Genomic DNA, 19180 nt, shown 5'->3' with positions numbered 1-19180 from the left:
TCCGCCGATCCCCCTGGTAGCACCCGATGCTTCGGAAACTACCGGAGGGGTCTGACAGCCGCAGCCCGACCGGCCGGAGCCTCAGCGTGCGGCGGCCGCCGCCCGGCCCGCCCCGGCCGGGAGCCGGCGTTGCGCGCGGGCCGCGCGGGACCCGTACAGCGTGATCGAGACGACGCCGAGCACCGCCAGCAGCGCGATGCCCACCGTGGCCGCCCACCCCGCGGAGTGGTAGGCGAGGGCGCCCAGGGTGCCGCCCGCGCTGGAGCCCAGGTAGTACGCCGACTGGTAGAGGGCGGAGGCCTGCGCCCGGCCCATCTTCGCCGTACGGCTCACCGCCGAGGAGGCCACCGCGTGGCCGGCGAAGAAGCCCGCCGTGATCAGGACCAGGCCGAGGAGGATCGCCGGCAGGGAATCGGCCAGCGAGAGCAGCAGGCCCAGCGCCGTCGTCGTCACCGCCAGGTACAGCGCGCCGCGCCGGCCCGTCCGCGCCACCAGCCGACCGGCGGCCGCCGAGGAGACCGTACCGACCAGGTAGATCAGGAAGACCGACCCGACCACGCCCTGTCCGAGCGAGAACGGCTCGTCGACGAGGCGGTAGCCGATCACGGTGTACACCGCGCCGAAGACGGTCATGAACAGCGCGCCGATCCCGTACAGCCGCAGCAGCAGCGGATCACGCAGGTGCCCGGCGACCGTACGGCCCACCGCGCGCGGGTTCAGCGACGCCGGGCGGAAGAACCGGGCCCGGGGCAGCAGCACCAGGAAGGCCGCCGCGCAGGCCAGCGACATCAGCCCGACGGCCAGCAGACCCACCCGCCAGCCGCCCAGCTGCGCCGCCCAGCCCGTGACGAGGCGGCCGCTCATGCCGCCGATGGAGTTCCCCGCCACGAACAGGCCGATCGCACCGACCAGGGCCTTCGGCTTGACCTCCTCCGCCAGGTACGCCATCGCGGAGGCCGGGATGCCGGCGATCGCCGCGCCCTGTACGGCGCGCAGCGCGACCAGCCACTCCAGGCTCGGCGCGAAGGGCACCAGCAGGCCGACGCCGACGGCCACCGCCATCGACCAGGTCATCATCCGGGTCCGCCCGAACCGCTCGGACAGGGCGCTCAGCGGCAGGACGAACAGCGCGAGCGCGCCGGTGGCCGCGGACACCGACCAGCTGGCCTGACCCGCCGTCACCCCGAAGCCGTCGGAGATCGCGGGCAGCAGCGCCTGGGTGGAGTAGAGGAGGGCGAAGGTGGCGAGCCCGGCGGCGAAGAGCGCGAGGCTCATCCGGCGGTAGCCGGGGCGGCCGGGCTCCCGGCCCTCGGGGGTGCGGGTCTCGGGGGCGTGGGTCTCGGGGTCCGGGAACGACGGGGTGGAGGCACCCGGGATGACGGGCGCCCCGGTATGAGCGGGAGGCATGCTTCGAAGGTAGGCCCCCCTTTTTGATGCGTCCAATGCACGGATTCGCAATAATCGATCCATTCACGCATCAGCACAGCTCAGGGCGGCGCATGTCGATGAACCGTTACGAAGAAGACGTGTCGGTGACACGTTTGCTGGCCCCGCGCCTCGCGTACTTCGCGGCCGTCGCCCGGCACGAGCACGTCACCCGCGCCGCGCACGAACTGGGGGTCCCGCAGTCCACCCTGTCGCGCGCCATGGTCCGCCTCGAACAGGACCTGGGCGTCACGCTGTTCGCCCGCACGGGCCGCGCGGTCGCGCTCACCACGGCCGGCCGCACCTTCCTGGCCTCCGCCGAACAGGCCCTCGACGGCATCGCCCGCGCCGCCGAATCCGTGCAGCAGGACGCCGACCCCGCCTTCGGCAAGGTCGCCTTCGGCTTCCTGCACACCCTGGGCCCCGAGACCGTACCCGGCCTCATCCGCGCCTTCCGCGCCGACCACCCGCGCGTGCGCTTCTCCCTGGTCCAGAACTACGGCGAGGCCATGCTGGAACGGCTGCGGGCGGGCGAGCTCGACCTCTGCCTCACGTCACCGCTGCCCGACGCCCCCGACCTCGTCGCCCGGCGCCTCGACGAACAGCGCCTGCGCCTGGTCGTCCCCGACGACCACCGCCTCGCCGGCCGCAAGCGCATCCGCCTCGCCGAGGCCGCCGAGGAAACCTTCGTCACCCTGGAGCCGGGCTACGGTCTGCGCCGCATCACCGACGACCTGTGCGCGGAGGCCGGGTTCACCCCGCGCGTCGCCTTCGAGGGCGAGGAGGCCGAGACCCTGCGCGGCCTGGTCGCCGCCGGCCTCGGCGTGGCCCTCCTGCCACCCCCGGCGGTCGCCCGCCCGGGCGTGGTCGAGCTGACGGTCACGGCCCCGCGCGCCGTCCGGGAGATCGGCCTCGCCTGGCTCGACGGCCACCCCGACACCCCACCGGTGGCGGAGTTCAAACGCTTCCTCCTCTCCCGCCGGGGCCGCCTGATCCCGGACCTGGAACCGCCGGCCGCGTAAGGCGGCCCGCCGCGGGAAAAGCGTTGGACCGTCCACCGGGCGGCCGGGACAATTCCGGGGTCACCAGCCGAGGGGGGCTTGTTTGGACGTGTTCGCGTGCGCCGGGTGCGGTGCGGAGCTGACGGCGCCGGTCACCCGGGTCGCCCTCCCCGACCACACCTACTTCGGGGCGTGGGAGGAGTTGCATCCCCCGCTGATGGAGCCCGCGACGTACGCCGTGGACCCCCTGCCCACCGGACCGCCCTGGCGGTTGTGGGACGAGGTGGGGGACGACCTGGCGGCCCGGCAGGGCATCCACGCGCCGGTGCACTCCGTGTCCTTCGGGGCGCCGGGCAGGATCGTCATCGCGCCCGGCGACTCCCGGGGGATGGTCCTGATCCCCGAGAGGTGCGAGGGCTACTGCAGGGGCGTGGACGGCCGTGACGGCCCCAACCTGGCCTGCGAGCGGTGCGGTTGTGCGGTCGCCACCCGCCTGGACGACTGCGGTCTGTGGCAGGCGGTGTGGCTGGAGCCCGACGCGGTCCGCAGGCTCCCCCCGGGCCCGCCCGAGGCCCCGGTTCCCGGCTGGGACGACCTGGAACCGGCGGCGTACGCCGTCCCGCCGGTCGAACTCGACGGGTCGTGGAGCCGCCGCTGGGAGGCCGCGGTCCCCGTGGCGCTCGCCCACCTGGTGGTGGCCTGCGAGGGCCGTCCGGTGGCGCTGCCCGGTCCCTTGGCCGAGCTGCTGGGCCACGCCGTCGCCGGCTACCTCCCCGCCGGGTCTCCCGCCCTGACCCTAGGCCTGGCCGGGCCGGGCCGGCCCGCGCTCCGGCCCGGGCCCGACCTCCTGCTCGTCCCGCGTCATCCGTTCACGGGGGAGCCGTGGCGGCCCCCGGACGGCACGGCGACGGTCGTCCCGCTGGACATGGGAGTCTGGGCGCACCTCGTGCTCCCCGAGGAGACCTCGCCGATGCCCGCAACCGGCGGGCTGCCGGAGGGCGTCCTGCGCGACGACTACCCGCTGCCGCTTCACCCGCGGCGGTCCTTCCTGCCCCACCCCTTCGCCTTCTCGCACACCCTCGTCAGGCTGCCGGACATCCGCCGGCCGTCGCTGCGGGCGTACTACGACCGGTTCGGCGCGGCGCGCTAGGGGGTGTCCTGCGCAAACCCGCTACACCGGATCCGCCGGGGCGGGGGGCGGTGTGGCGGGCGGGCCCAGCAAGTACCCGGCCTGGAACCGGGACTTGGCCCCAACGGCCCGCATGATCTCGGCGATGTGCCGCTGGCAGGTCCGCTCCGACATGCCGAGGCGACGGGCGATCACCTTGTCCTCCAGCCCCTCCGACAGCAACCGCACGATGGTCTGCCGCAGCTCGTCCGAGATCGACCGCGCCGCCTCCGGACTCACCGTCACCGGAAACGGTTCCGCCCGCACCCACGACCGCTCGAACGCCGCCGTCATGAAGTGCACGACGTTCGGCTCCCGCACCACCAGCGCCGCCCCGCTCCGGTCCGGCACCGCCATCAGCCCCGTGTGCCCGTCGAAGACCAGCATCCGCATCAGCCCGTCGCCCAGGGTCCGTACCTGCGCCCCCAGCGCCGTCACCCGCTCGACGTACGCCGCCGTCGGCCGCGAGTACCGCGCCGTGTGCTGGTAGAGCGTCCGCATCCGCACCCCGCGCGTCAGCAGCTGCTCGTCCCGCCCGATCGACTCCTCCAGCGTCTCCAGCGGCCGGCCCCCGCCCGGCTGCGAGGTCAGCAGCTCCTTCTCGCACGCCGCGACCAGCTCCGCGATCAGCCCGCGCACCGCCCCCAGGTCCGTGACCAGCTCCAGCCGCCCCGCCCCGCTCAGGTCCCGGTGGGCCGTCCCCGCCTCGTACGCCGGCACCAGCGCCTCAAGCCGCCCCCGCAGCCGGTCCATCTCGTCATGGGTCTCGCGCGCCAGCAGGGCGAGCGGTGCCAGCGCCCTGGCCGCCGCGGCCCGGGGCGCCACCGCGGTCCACCGGTCCGGCGCGCCGCCCGGAGCCCGCTGGAGCAGGTGCGCGGCGGCCAGCTCGGTGATGGCGGCGGCCGCGCGCACCCCCAGGGCCTCGGTGGCCTCGGCCGTGCTGAAGGCGTGCCGCTCGACCGCGTACGCGTAGAGGCGCCGCGCCGCAGGGCTCAGTTCCTCTGCTTCTTCGGCTGGCATATGCGTATTGGTCCCGGATTGCATGCGTTTATAAACCCCTCGTGTTCCCGCAAGGCGGCAAGACGACGCCTGTCCGGCGGCATTCGGCATATGCCGAAGAGGCACAGTGGCTCCACGGCGTGAGGGGGGAGCGCGGTATGCAGGACCGGACACCCAGGGACGGGCGGGGGCCCGTGGCCGTCCTGCTCAGCCCGCGACCCGCCGTGGTGGCGGCCGCCCGCCGGGCGGGCGCGCGCCCCGTGGTGGTCGCGCCGGATCCATCGGTGCCATCCGACCGTGAGGGGGCGGAGCGGCGGGTACGGACGGACTGGCGCGACCACCGGCTGCTCGTCGGGACGGTCGGCCGGCTGGAGGCGGTGCGCCGCGGACGCGCCGCCGTCTTCGGCTTCGACGCCGCCGGAGCCCTCGCCGCCGCCCGCGCCAACGAGGAGCTGGGCCTGCCCGGCACGCCCACCTCGGCCGTGACGGCCCTCATGGACAAGGCCGCCCTGCGCGCCCGCTCCAACACCCTGCACCCCGCCCGGCCCGTGTCCTTCGCGCGCTGCGGCCGCGCCGCGACGCTCCCGTTCCTCACCACCCTCATCGGATACCCGTGCGTCATCAAGCCCCGCGCGGGCGCCGACGGCGAAGGGGTCCGGCTCGTCCGCGACGAGACCGAGGCGCGCGCCGCCGCCCGCGGCTATCCCGATGTCACCGACCTCCTCGTCGAGGAGTACCTCGAGGGGCCGGAGCTCACCGTCGAGACCCTTTCGCGTGCCGGCCGCCACCGCGTCCTCGGCTGGACCCGCCGGCTCACGGGCCCCCGGCTCACCGCCGCGGGCCACGACCTCCCCGTCGCCCTGGACCCCGGGACCGCGGACGCCGTACGGGCCTTCGTGCGCGGGGTCCTCGACCTCGCCGGGCACCACGACGGCGCCTCCCACACCGAGGTCATCCTCACCGCGCACGGGCCGCGCCTCGTCGAGGCCCACGCCCGTCCCGGCGGCGAGGAGCTCAGCCGGCTCCTGCGGCTCGCCCACGGCACCGACGTCCTCGCCCTCGCCCTCGCCTCCGGGCTGGGCCTGCCCGACCCCGTGAGCAGCCCGCGTGCCACCCACGCCGGACTGCGGTACGTGGACTTCCCGCCCGGCCTGCGCGTCGACGGCATCCGCCCCGGCCTCACCGCCGCCCGCTCCGTGCCGGGCGTGGTCCGGGTGCAGCTGGAGATCCCGCCGGGCGCGACGGTCCGCCAGGCCCCGACGGGCGCGCTCCACCACGCGTACGTCCTCGCCGCCGCCCCTACGGCGTGCGCCCTCGAGCACCGCCTGGAGCGGGCGGTCGTGCTGCTCCGGCGGCCGGACCGGCCCGCCCGCACCGGCGCACGCCGACCCTGCGCCCCGCGCTCAGGGTGCGGAATCGGGGTGGGGCAGGCGACGGATCCCTGCGGCGGTCAGCCGCCGGCCCCCTTCGCGTAGTCGCCGAAGCCGGTCCAGTCCACGGCCACGCACGGCTCGTCCCCGACGACCCAGGCGTCGTGGCCCGGCGTGATCTGCATGAAGTCGCCGGGGCCGTAGTCCTCTTCCTCGCCGTCGTCCATGACGACGTGCATCTTGCCGCTCACCACGTAGCTCGTGTGCGCGGACTGGCAGCTGTCCGTGCCGGCCAGCGGCTTGATGTGCTCCGACCAGCGCCAGCCCGGTTCGAACACCGCACGGCCGACAGGGCCGCCCTCGGCCTGGATCAGATCCAGCCGGCCCTTGCCGTCCTCGAACGGACGGGTCTCGTCGGCCTCGTCGAAGTTCCTGCGCACGATGCCCATACCCATCGCCTCCCGCAGCGGATCACCCCGAGTCCGATCTCAGCTTACGCTCGGGCGCCCTTCCTCACCCGCGCAGCGACCGGCCGAAGCCCGAGGCCAGCGGCATGCGCAGGCCCAGCGGCGGCGGAGCGGCGAAGGCGTCCGTCACCGGGCGGGAGTACCGCCCCGAGAACACGGCCCCGAGAACGAAGTCCACGCCGAGCGCCACCACTTCCGCCTGGTGCTCGCGCAGGGCGTGCCCGTCCGAATGGACCTCGAACCGGCACGTCGACCGGTTCGCCTTCTTCGCCCGGGCCGCCAGCCGGAACGAGCTCTCCGGGTCGCTGCGGGCGTCGTTCGTGCCGTGCACGATCAGCACCTGACGGCCCGCGAGGTGTTTCACCGGTTCCGGTGACTGGGCCCCGGCGACCGGTTCGCCCGGACAAGGGGCCAGCGCCAGAACGGAGTTGACGGCCTCGTGCCCCGCCGCGCGCAGCGCGGCCAGCCCTCCCGCGTCATAGCCGGCCAGGCACACCGGCACGTCCCCGTACCGCCGCACCACCTCGTCCGCGGCCCGCGCCGCCTCCTGCTCCCGACAGGCGCCCCCGTCGTGGAGGAGGGTGTGCGCGACCAGCCCGTCCGCCCCGCCCGCCCGGGCCAGCGCCCGCGCGAGCGGACGTACCGGACCGGGGGAGAATCTGGACGCCCCGGGAATCAGGAGCACCACCCCGTTGACCGGTCTGTCCGACGTCGATCCCGAGCCGATCGCACCGGCTGCCCGTCCCAGACGGACCCCGCGCGTCGGCGGCGCATGCTGTGCCATGGCGGAACAGTCTCAGATCCGGAGGTGTACGCCATCCGTCCGTGCGGTCTCTGTTACATATCGGCGCACGCCGCGGGGGGACACTCTACGCGCGTAGGAGTTAGAGTGCCCAGATGACGAGCGAGACCCCCAACCTGCCGACCCCGGATCAGATCCGCCGCTCCCCGAAGGTGCTGCTCCACGACCACCTCGACGGCGGCCTGCGTCCCGGGACCATCATCGAGCTGGCCCGGGAGGTCGGCTACGAGAACCTCCCCGAGACCGATGCCGACAAGCTCGGCATCTGGTTCCGCGAAGCCGCCGACTCCGGCTCCCTCCCGCGCTACCTGGAGACCTTCGCGCACACCTGCGCGGTCATGCAGACGAAGGCCGCCCTCTTCCGGGTCGCCGCCGAGTGCGCCGAGGACCTGGCCGAGGACGGCGTCGTGTACGCCGAGATCCGCTACGCCCCCGAGCAGCACCTGGAAGCCGGCCTGACCCTCGAAGAGGTCGTCGAGGCCGTGAACGACGGCTTCCGCGAGGGCGAGCGCCGCGCCAAGGCCAACGGCCACCGCATCCGCATCGGCGCCCTGCTGACCGCGATGCGCCACGCCGCCCGCGCGCTGGAGATCGCCGAGCTGGCCAACCGCTACCGCGACAACGGCGTGGTCGGCTTCGACATCGCCGGCGCCGAGGCCGGGTTCCCTCCCACCCGCCACCTCGACGCCTTCGAGTACCTCAAGCGCGAGAACAACCACTTCACGATCCACGCGGGCGAGGCCTTCGGCCTGCCGTCGATCTGGCAGGCCCTGCAGTGGTGCGGCGCCGACCGCCTCGGTCACGGCGTGAAGATCATCGACGACATCGAGGTCGCCGAGGACGGCTCGGTGACCCTGGGCCGCCTGGCCTCGTACGTCCGGGACAAGCGCATCCCCCTCGAGATGTGCCCGACGTCGAACCTCCAGACGGCCGCGGCCGCCTCGTACGCCGAGCACCCGATCGGCCTGCTGCGGAAGCTGCACTTCAGGCTCACGGTCAACACCGACAACCGCCTGATGAGCGGCACCAGCATGAGCCGCGAGTTCGAGCACCTGGTGGACACCTTCGGCTACACGCTCGACGACATGCAGTGGTTCACCGTCAATGCCATGAAGTCCGCGTTCATTCCTTTCGATGAACGACTGGCCATGATCAACGAGGTCATCAAGCCCGGTTATGCGGAGCTGAAGTCGGAGTGGCTGTTCCAGCAGACCGCTTCGACCAGCGGTTCTGTCTCGGCTTAGGCCACGGCATGACGTACTGAAAGCGCCCGGGAGGGGCAATTCCCGGGCGCTTTCTCGTATTTAACGATGTTTGCGGGCGGGGGTTTGAAGTGACTAGTTTGCGGAGCCGCTCAATTCCCCGTCGCAAGGACACGTTTTCATGAAGCAGTCAGCTGCCAAGATCCTCGGTGCCGCCGCTGTCGGTGCCGCCTTCGCCGCCGTCGCCGCCGGTACCGCCTCGGCCGCCGTTCCGGCCGTCGGCCTCACCGACGCGCTGGGCACGGTCACGGGTGGGCTCCAGGGTGTCACCAGCCAGCAGCACATGGGCGCGGAGGACGGTCAGCAGTCGAGCGACCCCACCTCTCAGGTCACGGGTCTGCTGAACCCGCTCACCAACAGCCTGAACGGCCTCGGCGGCTGACCCAGCCGTCCGTGGACGTACGCGCGTGCGGCGGGCGCACACCTCTTCGACGAGGTGTGTGCCCCGCCGCGCCGTGTGCCACGATCACCACCAACTGCCCGCCGACGCACTCGGTATGAGGTCATTGGTCATGCGCATGAAGGCACGAGCGACGATGGTCGCGCTGGTCCCCGCCCTGCTGTTCGCGGCCATGGGGTGCAGCAGTACGGCCACCCCCGCGAAGGACAAGGCCCCGGACCCCAAGGGCTCCCCGGGCCACGCCTCGGGCGCACCCGGTGCCCCGGCCGGATCCGCCCCCGCCGGATCGGCCGCGCCTAAGACCGGCGGCAGCAGGCTGGAGCGGTCCGCGCTCGAACAGGGCGACCTGGCCGGCTACCAGATCTCCGCCCAGGGCAAGAACCCGAACGCCCCCGACGGCCAGCCCCAGGCCGACAGGAAGGCCTGCCAGCCGCTCGCCGACATCATGGGCGACGAGCCGGACCCGGCCGCCCGCGAGACCGTCAACCGGGGCGTCGGCTCCCAGAAGCAGGTCGGACTCGCGGTGTCCGCCTCCGTCAGCTCCTACGCGCAGAACGACGCCAAGGCGCTGATCGCCCGGCTCAAGGCCGCCGTCGCCGCCTGCGGTACGGGATTCTCCGCCACGGTCGAGAAGCAGACCGGCAGCTACCGCGACGTGCAGGCGGCCGACTTCACCACGGCCGGTGACGAGAGCGTCAGCTGGACCACGGTCGCGGCCGCCGAGGGCGTCTCGGCGCAGGTCCACCTCGTCGTCGTACGCGAAGGCGACACCATCGTGCGGCTCATGGCCCTCAACGTGGCGTCCGGCGCGCAGAAGGCGCGGGTGCCGCAGGAGGTCGCCGACAAGCAGCTCGAGAAGGTCAAGCGGGCGGTCTGACCCGCCGGCTCGTGCTACCCGGCGCCGGCACCGGCTACCAGGCGGCGGATGCGGACTTCTCGTTCGGCAGGAGCAGCCACAGCGCCAGGTAGACCAGGAACTGCGGGCCGGGCAGCAGGCACGAGACGACGAATATCGCGCGCATCGTGTTCGCGGACATTCCGAAGCGGCGCGCCAGACCGGCACAGACTCCGCCGATCCATCGTCCGTCACGGGGGCGGGCAAGGGCGCTCATGGTTTCTCCTTCGTCGGGATCGCTGCTTTGAGGACCAGCACGGCTTGCGATGCCTCAATATTCCCGCGGGACCGCCGACAGAACCTCGGTCCAGGGGCCGAGCCCGACCCTGGTAATTCTCGGGGTCGCCCCCTGATAAGCGGCCTGTGAGCGCCTCATGCGGGCGCGCAGCGCCGGTACGACGGCCGCGTGCGCGAGCAGCACCCCGAAGGTGTTCAGGAGTACCGAGTCCACGTCGACGACCTGGCCCGGAACGGCGGTCTGGAGCATCTCGATGCACACCGAGACCAGCGCGCCCGCGGCGGCGGTCCGGGCCAGCGAGGACCACGCGGAGAGCGCCGTCGGCGCGAGCCGCCCGCTGACCAGCGGCAGCAGCACCCCGAGCGGGGCCAGCAGCGCCAGCCCCGACCCGATGTGCCGCGCGGCCTCCAGCGGGCCGCGGGCGAGGGCGGCACCGATCCCCTCCAGCGGGGTCAGATTGGCCGCCGCGGCCCACGGGACGTCCAAGGGCAGGAGGGTCAGCAACCCCACGACCACGAGGTGGGCTGCCAGGAGGGCGCCGGCCAGGATCCGGACCCGGGGATGGATGGCGGCGCTGCCGCCGGCCTCAAGACGCTGCACACCTGCGAGGACGCACCCCGCGGTACCGGTGGTTCCGGACATTCGGCCTCGCCGGCGTTCTCGGATCGGAGGGCGTGGAGCGGGCATCGGCGACGGCGTGGACCGGGGATCGGCGGGAGCGTGGCCCGGCGGTCAGCGGGTGGCGAGGAGCACGACGAGCAGCAGCGCGCCGGCCACGGTGGGCACGATGATCTCGTACGACCAGTGCACCTGCACGCTGCCCTGCGCACCGGCGCGCGAGGCTCCGCGCTCGGCCAGCTCCCGCAGTTCGTCGATGACCTTGTCGGCGTGGGCGCGCGGCGGCCCGGCCGGTGCGGCGGCCTTGTCCGCCCCCGGGCCGGAGGAGAGCCGGCCGGTGAGCCCGCCGCGGCGGCTGAGCTGCCCCCGGCTCGCCCTCTTGCGCTCGCGCAGCGAGACGGGGACGGACCAGAGCTGGTACTTCGCGCCCTCGGCCAGCACCTCCGCCGAGTACCCGGCCCGTACCGCGTCCACGGCGGCCCACGGCAGCTCGATCACGCGGAAGGGGTTGCGTACGCGCATCCGGTCGTCATTGGCGAAGACGGCGGGGCGCAGGGTGAAGGCCACGGTCAGCGGTACCGCGCACAGCGCGACCGCGAGCGCGATCCAGGGGGTGCTCCCGGAGCCCCGCACCACGGCGTCGCCGCACAACCACACAATCAGGGCCAGCAGCGCGACCCCACTGGCGACGGCCATGGAGGAGCGGTAGACCCGGTCGTCGTAGACCGGCTCGTCGGTCGGCTGCTGATGGCTGCTCATGGGGCCGATTCTGCCCCAAGCCGTCTCACCCCACGAGATCGGCGTACAGAATGATGTTGTCGGGCCGGTGGCCGTCGGTGATTTCCCCGCCGCAGGTGATGACGCGCAGTTCGGGGCGGGTGGTGTTCCCGTAGACCTTGTCGGTGGGGAACCGCTTCTTGTCGACCTGCTCCAGCTCGCGGACGCGGAAGACGGCGGTGCTGCCGTCCGTGCGGGAGACCGTGATCTCGTCGCCGGTGTGGACGCGGGAGACGTCCTTGAGCACGGCCGGTCCCCGGGCGGTGTCGAAGTGGCCGATCAGCACGGCGGGGCCGGTCTCGCCCGGGGTGACGCCCTTGCCGTACCAGCCGATCTTGTCCCCGTCGGCGACGGAGGGCACCTCGACGGTGCCGTCGGCGGCGAGCCCCAGCGTCAGCAGCGGTGAGGCGTCCACCCCCGCCGCGGGGATCCGTACGCGTACGGGCACGGAGGCGGGCAGGGGCGCAGCCGACGCCGTAGCGGCGGGGGCGGCCGTGGGGGTGACCGCGGGCGGGGCCGCGGAGCCGGCCGCGGGCGGGGCGCCGGTCGTGGTGGCGGCGCCGCCGCAGCCGGTCAGGGCGGCGGCGAGGAGGACGGCGGCGAACAACGGGCGGGCGGCGCGGTGGGCCATGGGGACGCTCCGGGAAACGGGCTCCGGCGGACCACCGGGAAGGTGGCCCGCCGGGGGGCGAGACGAGAAGTGGGGGAAGGGCGGATCAGCCCTGGACGCGGCGGCGGCGCAGCACCACGCTCGCGCCGAGCGCCCCGAAGATCGCCATGAGCCCGGCCCCGGCCGCCACGGTGGTGGCGTTGTCGGTGTCCTCGGCCGCGATCTCGGCCCCGGCGGCGACGGCGCCCTTGGGCACGACGGTCGTCTGGCCGGCGGTCTGAGCCTTGGGGGCGGAGGAGGTGCCGGAGCCGGTGGAGGCGCTCGGGCTGGGCTTCGGCGCGGGCGGCGGGGTGGTGGTCTTGGACTCGACGAGCTGGTAATTCCGCACGCAAGCCGGCTGGAGGTCGGGGAAGGAGGAGCGGCCGGGCCCGGTAGCGCCCTCGAGCTGCCACTCCAGGAGGGGCTCCGCGCCGCTCGGGTTCACGATCCTGACCGTGTTGCCGGGGCCCGACGAGGGGTGCGTGCGGTCCAGCTTCTCCCAGACGCCCCCCTCACCGGAGGAGTACAGGTCGGCCTTGGGGCCGTCCACGGTCATCCACAGCTCGGCCCGCAGGCCTGCCCCGAGGGTCACCCGCTTGGGACCCGAGACGCAGATGGCGGTCACCTCGGCCTTGGGCAGCTTGAAGGACTTCGCGGTCCCGTCCTTGGCGGTCACGGTGAGGAACGGGATGTCGGTGTCCACGCCGGAGAGCTTGAGCTGGAGGCCGCTGACCGCGGCGCTGGTCTGGCTGCGGTTCAGGAGGGCCATCAGCTTGACGATGTAGGGGTCGCCCGGCTTCCAGTCGGTGCCGACGTAGCGGATCCAGGCCTCGGGGCCCTCGGACTTGTTGCGCAGCACCGCGACCAGGCCCTCGCCGATGTAGACGGGCTCGCCCTCGTAGCGGCTGCTGTCCGAGGCGACGGCGGTCTGCGGGGTGGCGGCGGGCGCGGCGAACGCGGCACCGGCGGCCGGTATGAGCATCGCGCCCGCGAGGGCGGCGGTGACGATCGAGGTACGGAGGGCGCGGGCGGTACGCATAACGACTCCTTGAAGCGCGGTGAGGAAAGTGGAGGAGAGTCGCATGCCGCGTTGAGTCTGTTCGGTCTGGTTCACCGGGTCAGGTGTGGCGGGCTGCTGAAGACAAATTTATGGATCTTGTGCGGACGGACGATCCGGCTCCTGTCATGGACGTGTAACACCAGGTGCGTGTCGGAACGGAGGTGTCGATTCCATAGCGGTTGCCCGGGAATCGGGTGCGGGGGGTGACAGGTCGCTACGCGCGTAGATATGCTCATGTGGTGACCATGCCCACCACCCTCACCGCATTCGCCGACGTGACGACGTCCGACAGTGCGCTGCGCCGCTTCCTGCACGGGCTGCCCGGCGTCGACGCCGTCGGCCTGGAGGCCCGCGCGGCCGCTCTCGGCACCCGCTCGATCAAGACCACGGCCAAGGCGTACGCCATCGACCTGGCCATCTCGATGATCGACCTGACGACCCTGGAAGGCGCGGACACCCCGGGCAAGGTCCGGGCGCTCTCCGCCAAGGCCGTCCACCCCGATCCGACCGACCGCAGCACGCCGATGACGGCCGCCGTCTGCGTGTACCCCGACATGGTGGCCACCGCGAAGGCCGCGCTGAACGGCGCCGACGTCAAGGTCGCCTCCGTGGCCACCGCCTTCCCGGCCGGCCGCGCCGCCCTGCCCGTGAAACTCGCGGACACCGCCGACGCCGTCGCCGCCGGCGCCGACGAGATCGACATGGTCATCGACCGTGGCGCCTTCCTCGCCGGCCGCTACCTGGAGACGTACGAGCTGATCAAGGCCGTCAAGGAGGCCTGCGTCCGCCCCGACGGCACCGCCGCCCGCCTCAAGGTCATCTTCGAGACCGGCGAGCTGTCCACGTACGACAACATCCGCCGCGCCTCCTGGATCGGCATGCTCGCGGGCGCCGACTTCATCAAGACGTCGACCGGCAAGGTGGGGGTGAACGCCACCCCGGCGAACACCCTGCTCATGCTCGAAGCCGTACGCGACTTCCGCGCGCAGACTGGAATCCAGATCGGCGTGAAGCCGGCCGGCGGCATCCGCACCACCAAGGACGCGATCAAGTTCCTGGTCCTGGTCAACGAGACCGTGGGCGAGGACTGGCTGAGCAACCACTGGTTCCGCTTCGGTGCGTCCAGCCTGCTCAACGACCTGTTGATGCAGCGGCAGAAGCTGAGCACCGGCCGTTACTCCGGTCCCGACTACGTGACGGTGGACTGATCACCATGGCATCTGTATTCGAGTACGCACCGGCTCCCGAGTCCCGCTCGGTCGTCGACATCGCCCCCTCCTACGGGCTCTTCATCGACGGCGAGTTCACCGACGCCGCCGACGGCAAGGTCTTCAAGACCGTCTCGCCGAGCAGCGAGGAAGTGCTGGCAGAGGTCGCCCAGGCCGGCGCCGCCGACGTGGACCGCGCCGTCAAGGCCGCCCGCAAGGCCTTCGCGGGCTGGTCCGCACTGCCGGGCTCCGAGCGCGCCAAGTACCTCTTCCGCATCGCCCGGATCATCCAGGAGCGCAGCCGCGAGCTCGCCGTCCTGGAGACCCTGGACAACGGCAAGCCGATCAAGGAGACCCGCGACGCGGACCTCCCGCTGGTCGCAGCCCACTTCTTCTACTACGCGGGCTGGGCCGACAAGCTCGACCACGCCGGCTACGGCCCGAACCCGCGTCCGCTGGGCGTGGCCGGCCAGGTCATCCCCTGGAACTTCCCCCTGCTCATGCTCGCGTGGAAGATCGCCCCGGCGCTCGCCACCGGCAACACGGTCGTCCTGAAGCCCGCCGAGACCACGCCCCTGTCGGCGCTGTTCTTCGCGGACATCTGCCGCCAGGCCGGCCTGCCGAAGGGTGTCGTCAACATCCTCACGGGCTACGGCGACGCGGGCGCGGCCCTCGTCGAGCACCCGGACGTCAACAAGGTCGCCTTCACCGGTTCGACCGCCGTGGGCAAGAAGATCGCCCGTCACGTCGCCGGCACCGACAAGAAGGTCACCCTGGAACTGGGCGGCAAGGGCGCCAACATCGTCTTCGACGACGCTCCCGTCGACCAGGCCGTCGAGGGCATCGTCAACGGCATCTTCTTCAACCAGGGCCAGGTCTGCTGCGCGGGCTCCCGCCTGCTGGTCCAGGAGTCGATCCACGACGAGCTGCTGGACTCGCTCAAGCGCCGCCTCTCCACGCTGCGGCTCGGCGACCCGCTCGACAAGAACACCGACATCGGCGCCATCAACTCCGCCGAGCAGCTCGCCCGGATCACCGCGCTCGCCGACACCGGCGAGGCCGAGGGCGCCGAGCGCTGGTCCCCTGCCTGCGAACTTCCGTCCGCCGGCTACTGGTTCGCTCCGACGCTCTTCACGAACGTCACCCAGGCGCACACCGTCGCCCGTGACGAGATCTTCGGCCCGGTGCTGTCCGTGCTGACGTTCCGTACGCCGGACGAGGCCGTCGCCAAGGCCAACAACAGCCAGTACGGCCTGTCCGCCGGCATCTGGACGGAGAAGGGCAGCCGCATCCTGGCGGTCGCCAACAAGCTCCGCGCGGGTGTGGTGTGGGCCAACACGTTCAACAAGTTCGACCCCACCTCGCCGTTCGGCGGCTACAAGGAGTCGGGCTTCGGCCGCGAGGGCGGTCGCCACGGCCTGGAGGGCTACCTTGATGTCTGAGTCTTCTGCGACCCGTCTGAACGTCTTCAAGACCTACAAGCTGTACGTCGGGGGCAAGTTCCCCCGTTCCGAGAGCGGCCGGGTGTACGAGGTGACCGACTCCAAGGGCAACTGGCTGGCCAACGCCCCCCTGTCCTCCCGCAAGGACGCGCGTGACGCCGTCGTCGCCGCCCGCAAGGCCTTCGGCGGCTGGTCGGGCGCGACCGCGTACAACCGCGGGCAGATCCTCTACCGCATCGCCGAGATGCTGGAGGGCCGCCGGGGGCAGTTCGTCCGCGAGGTCGCCGAGGCGGAGGGGCTGTCCAAGTCCAAGGCCGGCGCGCTCGTGGACGCCGCCATCGACCGCTGGGTCTGGTACGCGGGCTGGACCGACAAGATCGGCCAGATCGTGGGCGGCGCCAACCCGGTCGCGGGCCCGTTCTTCAACCTCTCGACCCCGGAGCCGACCGGCGTCGTGACGGTCGTCGCCCCGCAGGACTCGTCCTTCCTGGGCCTGGTCTCGGTGATCGCCCCGGTCATCGCGACCGGCAACACGGCGGTCGTGATCGCCTCGGAGAAGGCCCCGCTGCCCGCGCTCTCGCTGGGCGAGGTGCTCGCCACCTCCGACCTGCCCGGCGGCGTGGTCAACATCCTGTCCGGCAAGGCCGCCGAGATGGGCCCGCACCTGGCCTCCCACCAGGACGTCAACGCGATCGACCTGGCCGGCGCCGACGCGGCCCTGGCGAAGGAGCTGGAGATCGCGGCGGCGGACAACCTCAAGCGCGTCCTGCGTCCACAGCCTGTGGACGACTGGAGCGCGGACCCGGGCACGTCGCGCATGACGGCGTTCCTGGAGACCAAGACGGTCTGGCACCCGACGGGTTCGCTGGGCGCGTCCGGATCCTCGTACTAGTACGGGGTCACGGGCACACGAAGACCGGCCCCGGCAGCGTCCCCCGCGCTGCCGGGGCCTTTCCCGTACCCGGTCGCCTACTCCCTGACGGGACCCAGCAGCGAGGACACGGCGGCGCCGGGGAGTTCGGCGACCGACGGCCCCTGGGTCAGGGCGCCCGTGACCATGCCGGTGCCGACGGCCGGGAAGTCCGCGACCTTGGTGCCGACGCCGTTGTCGAGGGGGTCGACGCCGGTGTGTGCGAGCGGGTTCACCTTGAGGTTCGCGATCGGGTCGGTGACCCCGGCCAGGGCGGCCGGGACGTCGAGCTCGCCGGCCTGGGCGCCCCCGGCGGCCAGCGCGAGGGCCGCGCCGGCCATCGAGACGGTCAGGCCGGCGTTGCGGAGCCGGCCGGCTGCGGAGGGGACTGCGTGGCGTGCCATGGGATTCCCGCCCTGTGATTGGTCGTGTTCGCGTGCGCACGCAGCGTAGTCGAGGTGTGATCCTGGATACCAACCGGCCACCGGGAGGATCCCCTACCCGGGGGAATGGTTCAGACTGGTGTCCCGTGAGCTGTTCTTCTCCCTCGCCGACCCGTGTCGTCCTGCTGACCGGTCCGTCGGGCTCCGGAAAATCCGTACTGGCCGCCCGCTCCGGGCTGCCCGTGCTGCGCCTCGACGACTTCTACAAGGAGGGCGACGACCCCACCCTCCCGCTGGTCGACGGCAGCTCCGACATCGACTGGGACTCCCCGCTGTCGTGGGACGCGGAGGCGGCGGTGGCGGCGATCGCCGAGCTGTGCGCGTCCGGCCGTACGGACGTACCGGTCTACGACATCGCGACGAGCGCGCGGGTCGGGGCGGAGGTGCTGGACATCGCGGGGGCGCCGCGGACGCCGCTGTTCATCGCGGAGGGGATCTTCGCGGCGGACATCGCCGCCCGGTGCCAGGAACTGGGCCTGCTGGCGGATGCGATCTGCCTGCGCGGGCGGCCGTCCACCACGTTCCGGCGGAGGCTGGCCCGTGACCTGCGGGAGGGACGCAAGTCGGTCCCCTTCCTGCTGCGCAGGGGCTGGAGGCTGATGCGGGCCGAACGGGGCATCGTGGCCCGGCACGTGGCGCTGGGCGCACACCCGTGCGCCCGCGACGAGGCCCTCGGCCGCCTGGCCGCCGCCGCGGCGGGCCGCCACCGGGCCACGACTCCGGCTTAGGAGGCCGGGGTTCCCCCTCAAGTCCCGAAAAGTGGCGGCATGACCGGCCTTCCTGCGTCGCCGGTGGGTGCGGCGCCGTTGCCGGGGGCCGGCCCCCGGACCCCCGCGCCTCAAACGCCGGCGGGGCTGGAGGTGCCGGGTGGCAGCAGCCGCAACCAGCCTCGCCGGCGTTTGAGGCGCGGGGTCTGGGGCGGAGCCCCAGGGGGCACCTCCCAGCGGTAGCTGGGGGAGGAACGGTGGAAGGGCGGGTAGGGGACGGCCCCGCGCAGCGGCAGCCACCGACCCCGAGCGCTTCGAGCGCCCCCTCGGCCCGCCGGCCAGACGCCCGCGACTCAGCGCGGTGAGCGCGGCCCCATCGGCGCAGGGCCGCCAGGGCAGAGCATGCGGGCGGCGCGTACCCCCAGCCCATCGGCGCAGGGCCGCCAGGGCCGAGCGTGCGGGCGGCGCGTAAAGGAGAAGGCACGCGAAAAGGCGGGATCCTGCGGACCCCCGGCCGCATGATCCCGCCTTTTCCCCCCGCGGCCCCCGCCCCACCCCCGTGGGGACGGGCCCCCCGGCCCGATGGTTTTCGGGTGGCCGTTACGCCACCAGCTCCTCGAAGGACTCCGCCTCGTCACGGCCGAAGCTCAGCGCCTCGTCGTCCCGCAGCCGCCGCAGCGACCGCCAGATGCTCGACTTCACCGTGCCGACGCTGATCCCCAGGATCTCCGCGATCTCCGGGTCCGTGCGGCCCTCGTAGTACCGCAGCACCAGCATCGTGCGCTGCGGCTCCGGGATGCGGGCCAGCGCCTGCCACAGCACTGCGCGCAGTTCCGTACCGCGCATCGCGTCCGTGTCCGACGCCGTCTCCGGCAGTTCCTCCGTCGGGTACTCGTTCAGCTTCCGCCGGCGCCACGCGCTGATGTGCAGGTTCGTCATGGTGCGCCGCAGGTACCCGCCCACCGCGGCCTTGTCGCTGATCCGGTCCCAGGCGCGGTACGTCGAGAACAGTGCGCTCTGCAGCAGGTCCTCGGCTTCGTGCCGGTCGCCGGTGAGGTGGAAGGCCGTCGCGTACAGCGCGGCCCGCCGCTCCTGGACGTACGCCGTGAACTCCGCCTCCGAGGAGGAGGAGACGGCCGAAGAGGTGGAAGAGCCGGTGGCGGCGGCCTGGTACGTGTTCGCGTCGATGGCCACCACGTGTGCCGGCCGGGTCCGGGAGACCGTCACCGAACGGACACCCGCCCGACGGTTCACATCGTGCAGCCGCGTGACAACCGCGCTGGTCGTGGTGCTGTGCAGCGTGTTCATCTCGCGCCCCCCGTCGTGGAGTCTGCTGGGT

Annotated in this window: 21 protein-coding genes; 10 read left to right on the top strand and 11 right to left on the bottom strand. The window is 72.8% G+C overall.

The window, feature by feature from the left end:
* Nucleotides 1–81: 81 nt before the first annotated feature.
* Nucleotides 82–1407, bottom strand: coding sequence for an MFS transporter (locus ACIP5M_RS28845; RefSeq protein ID WP_401202135.1), 1326 nt, complete (start codon nt 1405–1407; stop codon nt 82–84).
* Between the two features lie 98 nt (nt 1408–1505).
* Between ACIP5M_RS28845 and ACIP5M_RS28840 the strand changes: the two genes are divergently transcribed.
* Nucleotides 1506–2447, top strand: coding sequence for a LysR family transcriptional regulator (locus ACIP5M_RS28840; RefSeq protein WP_401202286.1), 942 nt, complete (start codon nt 1506–1508; stop codon nt 2445–2447).
* Nucleotides 2448–2529: 82 nt separating this feature from the next.
* Nucleotides 2530–3576 (top strand): hypothetical protein, encoded by a 1047-nt coding sequence (locus ACIP5M_RS28835; protein WP_401202133.1) that lies wholly within the window; start codon nt 2530–2532, stop codon nt 3574–3576.
* A gap of 21 nt (nt 3577–3597) precedes the next feature.
* Here the strand turns inward: ACIP5M_RS28835 and ACIP5M_RS28830 are convergent, their stop codons facing one another.
* Nucleotides 3598–4614, bottom strand: a complete 1017-nt coding sequence (locus ACIP5M_RS28830; RefSeq protein ID WP_401202132.1) for a LuxR C-terminal-related transcriptional regulator — start codon at nt 4612–4614, stop codon at nt 3598–3600.
* Nucleotides 4615–4751: 137 nt separating this feature from the next.
* On the opposite strand from ACIP5M_RS28830, the gene ACIP5M_RS28825 reads away from it, so the two are divergent.
* Nucleotides 4752–6068 carry an ATP-grasp domain-containing protein gene (locus ACIP5M_RS28825; RefSeq protein ID WP_401202130.1) on the top strand — a complete coding sequence of 439 codons (1317 nt, stop codon included), beginning with the start codon at nt 4752–4754 and terminating at the stop codon, nt 6066–6068.
* Here ACIP5M_RS28825 and ACIP5M_RS28820 read toward each other — a convergent pair.
* Together ACIP5M_RS28820 and ACIP5M_RS28815 are read right to left on the bottom strand one after the other, a co-directional pair.
* Complete coding sequence (locus tag ACIP5M_RS28820; protein ID WP_401202128.1) at nt 6044–6412, bottom strand: cupin domain-containing protein; 369 nt, start codon at nt 6410–6412, stop codon at nt 6044–6046. The two genes, ACIP5M_RS28825 and ACIP5M_RS28820, sit on opposite strands and share 25 nt — an antisense overlap.
* Before the next feature lie 64 nt (nt 6413–6476).
* Nucleotides 6477–7214 carry an alpha/beta hydrolase gene (locus ACIP5M_RS28815; RefSeq protein WP_401202127.1) on the bottom strand — a complete coding sequence of 246 codons (738 nt, stop codon included), beginning with the start codon at nt 7212–7214 and terminating at the stop codon, nt 6477–6479.
* Nucleotides 7215–7327: 113 nt separating this feature from the next.
* Here ACIP5M_RS28815 and ACIP5M_RS28810 point away from each other — a divergent pair, with 113 nt between their 5' ends.
* The 3 genes from ACIP5M_RS28810 to ACIP5M_RS28800 all read left to right on the top strand — a co-directional run bounded on the left by ACIP5M_RS28810 (nt 7328) and on the right by ACIP5M_RS28800 (nt 9771).
* Entirely contained in the window at nt 7328–8476 is a 1149-nt protein-coding gene (locus tag ACIP5M_RS28810; RefSeq protein ID WP_401202125.1) for an adenosine deaminase, read from the top strand.
* Nucleotides 8477–8615: 139 nt separating this feature from the next.
* Complete coding sequence (locus tag ACIP5M_RS28805) at nt 8616–8876, top strand: hypothetical protein (protein ID WP_215018220.1); 261 nt, start codon at nt 8616–8618, stop codon at nt 8874–8876.
* Nucleotides 8877–9006: 130 nt separating this feature from the next.
* Nucleotides 9007–9771, top strand: a complete 765-nt coding sequence (locus ACIP5M_RS28800; protein WP_401202123.1) for a hypothetical protein — start codon at nt 9007–9009, stop codon at nt 9769–9771.
* A 34-nt stretch (nt 9772–9805) separates the two neighbouring features.
* On the opposite strand, the gene ACIP5M_RS28795 is transcribed toward ACIP5M_RS28800, so the two are convergent.
* The 5 genes from ACIP5M_RS28795 to ACIP5M_RS28775 all read right to left on the bottom strand — a co-directional run bounded on the left by ACIP5M_RS28795 (nt 9806) and on the right by ACIP5M_RS28775 (nt 13110).
* Nucleotides 9806–10006 (bottom strand): PspC domain-containing protein, encoded by a 201-nt coding sequence (locus ACIP5M_RS28795; RefSeq protein ID WP_401202121.1) that lies wholly within the window; start codon nt 10004–10006, stop codon nt 9806–9808.
* Between the two features lie 54 nt (nt 10007–10060).
* On the bottom strand, nt 10061–10627 hold the full coding sequence (locus tag ACIP5M_RS28790; RefSeq protein ID WP_401202119.1) for a VanZ family protein: 567 nt from the start codon (nt 10625–10627) through the stop codon (nt 10061–10063).
* A 132-nt stretch (nt 10628–10759) separates the two neighbouring features.
* Nucleotides 10760–11404, bottom strand: coding sequence for a PH domain-containing protein (locus ACIP5M_RS28785; RefSeq protein ID WP_401202118.1), 645 nt, complete (start codon nt 11402–11404; stop codon nt 10760–10762).
* A 25-nt stretch (nt 11405–11429) separates the two neighbouring features.
* The gene (locus ACIP5M_RS28780) at nt 11430–12053 is read right to left on the bottom strand and encodes a class F sortase (RefSeq protein WP_401202116.1); all 624 of its coding nucleotides are present in this window, start codon (nt 12051–12053) and stop codon (nt 11430–11432) included.
* 85 nt (nt 12054–12138) lie between these two features.
* Nucleotides 12139–13110: a hypothetical protein gene (locus ACIP5M_RS28775; protein ID WP_401202115.1), complete on the bottom strand. Its 972-nt coding sequence runs from the start codon at nt 13108–13110 to the stop codon at nt 12139–12141.
* A 266-nt stretch (nt 13111–13376) separates the two neighbouring features.
* Between ACIP5M_RS28775 and deoC the strand changes: the two genes are divergently transcribed.
* From deoC to ACIP5M_RS28760, 3 genes are read left to right on the top strand one after another with little or no spacing between them, the layout of a single operon-like run.
* Nucleotides 13377–14339: a deoxyribose-phosphate aldolase gene (gene deoC, locus ACIP5M_RS28770; protein WP_401202284.1), complete on the top strand. Its 963-nt coding sequence runs from the start codon at nt 13377–13379 to the stop codon at nt 14337–14339.
* Nucleotides 14340–14344: 5 nt separating this feature from the next.
* A complete protein-coding gene (locus ACIP5M_RS28765) occupies nt 14345–15781 on the top strand; it encodes an aldehyde dehydrogenase family protein (protein WP_401202114.1) in 1437 nt (478 codons plus the stop codon).
* Nucleotides 15774–16673, top strand: coding sequence for an aldehyde dehydrogenase family protein (locus ACIP5M_RS28760; protein ID WP_401202112.1), 900 nt, complete (start codon nt 15774–15776; stop codon nt 16671–16673). Before ACIP5M_RS28765 ends, ACIP5M_RS28760 begins: the two co-directional genes overlap by 8 nt.
* 77 nt (nt 16674–16750) lie before the next feature.
* Here the strand turns inward: ACIP5M_RS28760 and ACIP5M_RS28755 are convergent, their stop codons facing one another.
* Nucleotides 16751–17095, bottom strand: a complete 345-nt coding sequence (locus tag ACIP5M_RS28755) for a hypothetical protein (RefSeq protein ID WP_401202111.1) — start codon at nt 17093–17095, stop codon at nt 16751–16753.
* Nucleotides 17096–17154: 59 nt separating this feature from the next.
* On the opposite strand from ACIP5M_RS28755, the gene ACIP5M_RS28750 reads away from it, so the two are divergent.
* A complete protein-coding gene (locus ACIP5M_RS28750; protein ID WP_401202282.1) occupies nt 17155–17862 on the top strand; it encodes a uridine kinase in 708 nt (235 codons plus the stop codon).
* A 579-nt stretch (nt 17863–18441) separates the two neighbouring features.
* Here ACIP5M_RS28750 and ACIP5M_RS28745 read toward each other — a convergent pair.
* Nucleotides 18442–19149: a SigE family RNA polymerase sigma factor gene (locus tag ACIP5M_RS28745; protein ID WP_401202109.1), complete on the bottom strand. Its 708-nt coding sequence runs from the start codon at nt 19147–19149 to the stop codon at nt 18442–18444.
* Between the last annotated feature and the right edge of the window lie 31 nt (nt 19150–19180).

The organism is Streptomyces sp. NPDC088762, from assembly GCF_044750905.1.
Lineage (GTDB): Bacteria > Actinomycetota > Actinomycetes > Streptomycetales > Streptomycetaceae > Streptomyces.
This window is presented reverse-complemented; position numbering and strand designations above follow the sequence as displayed.

Excerpts from the sequence above, each read along its gene's own strand:
- ACIP5M_RS28845 (WP_401202135.1), bottom strand. The coding sequence starts at position 1,407 with ATGCCTCCCGCTCATACCGGGGCGCCCGTCATCCCGGGTGCCTCCACC.
- ACIP5M_RS28840 (WP_401202286.1), top strand. The coding sequence starts at position 1,506 with ATGAACCGTTACGAAGAAGACGTGTCGGTGACACGTTTGCTGGCCCCG.
- ACIP5M_RS28830 (WP_401202132.1), bottom strand. The coding sequence starts at position 4,614 with ATGCCAGCCGAAGAAGCAGAGGAACTGAGCCCTGCGGCGCGGCGCCTC.
- ACIP5M_RS28825 (WP_401202130.1), top strand. The coding sequence starts at position 4,752 with ATGCAGGACCGGACACCCAGGGACGGGCGGGGGCCCGTGGCCGTCCTG.
- ACIP5M_RS28820 (WP_401202128.1), bottom strand. The coding sequence starts at position 6,412 with ATGGGCATCGTGCGCAGGAACTTCGACGAGGCCGACGAGACCCGTCCG.
- ACIP5M_RS28815 (WP_401202127.1), bottom strand. The coding sequence starts at position 7,214 with ATGGCACAGCATGCGCCGCCGACGCGCGGGGTCCGTCTGGGACGGGCA.
- ACIP5M_RS28810 (WP_401202125.1), top strand. The coding sequence starts at position 7,328 with ATGACGAGCGAGACCCCCAACCTGCCGACCCCGGATCAGATCCGCCGC.
- ACIP5M_RS28805 (WP_215018220.1), top strand. The coding sequence starts at position 8,616 with ATGAAGCAGTCAGCTGCCAAGATCCTCGGTGCCGCCGCTGTCGGTGCC.
- ACIP5M_RS28800 (WP_401202123.1), top strand. The coding sequence starts at position 9,007 with ATGCGCATGAAGGCACGAGCGACGATGGTCGCGCTGGTCCCCGCCCTG.
- ACIP5M_RS28795 (WP_401202121.1), bottom strand. The coding sequence starts at position 10,006 with ATGAGCGCCCTTGCCCGCCCCCGTGACGGACGATGGATCGGCGGAGTC.
- ACIP5M_RS28785 (WP_401202118.1), bottom strand. The coding sequence starts at position 11,404 with ATGAGCAGCCATCAGCAGCCGACCGACGAGCCGGTCTACGACGACCGG.
- ACIP5M_RS28780 (WP_401202116.1), bottom strand. The coding sequence starts at position 12,053 with ATGGCCCACCGCGCCGCCCGCCCGTTGTTCGCCGCCGTCCTCCTCGCC.
- ACIP5M_RS28775 (WP_401202115.1), bottom strand. The coding sequence starts at position 13,110 with ATGCGTACCGCCCGCGCCCTCCGTACCTCGATCGTCACCGCCGCCCTC.
- deoC (WP_401202284.1), top strand. The coding sequence starts at position 13,377 with ATGCCCACCACCCTCACCGCATTCGCCGACGTGACGACGTCCGACAGT.
- ACIP5M_RS28765 (WP_401202114.1), top strand. The coding sequence starts at position 14,345 with ATGGCATCTGTATTCGAGTACGCACCGGCTCCCGAGTCCCGCTCGGTC.
- ACIP5M_RS28760 (WP_401202112.1), top strand. The coding sequence starts at position 15,774 with ATGTCTGAGTCTTCTGCGACCCGTCTGAACGTCTTCAAGACCTACAAG.
- ACIP5M_RS28755 (WP_401202111.1), bottom strand. The coding sequence starts at position 17,095 with ATGGCACGCCACGCAGTCCCCTCCGCAGCCGGCCGGCTCCGCAACGCC.
- ACIP5M_RS28745 (WP_401202109.1), bottom strand. The coding sequence starts at position 19,149 with ATGAACACGCTGCACAGCACCACGACCAGCGCGGTTGTCACGCGGCTG.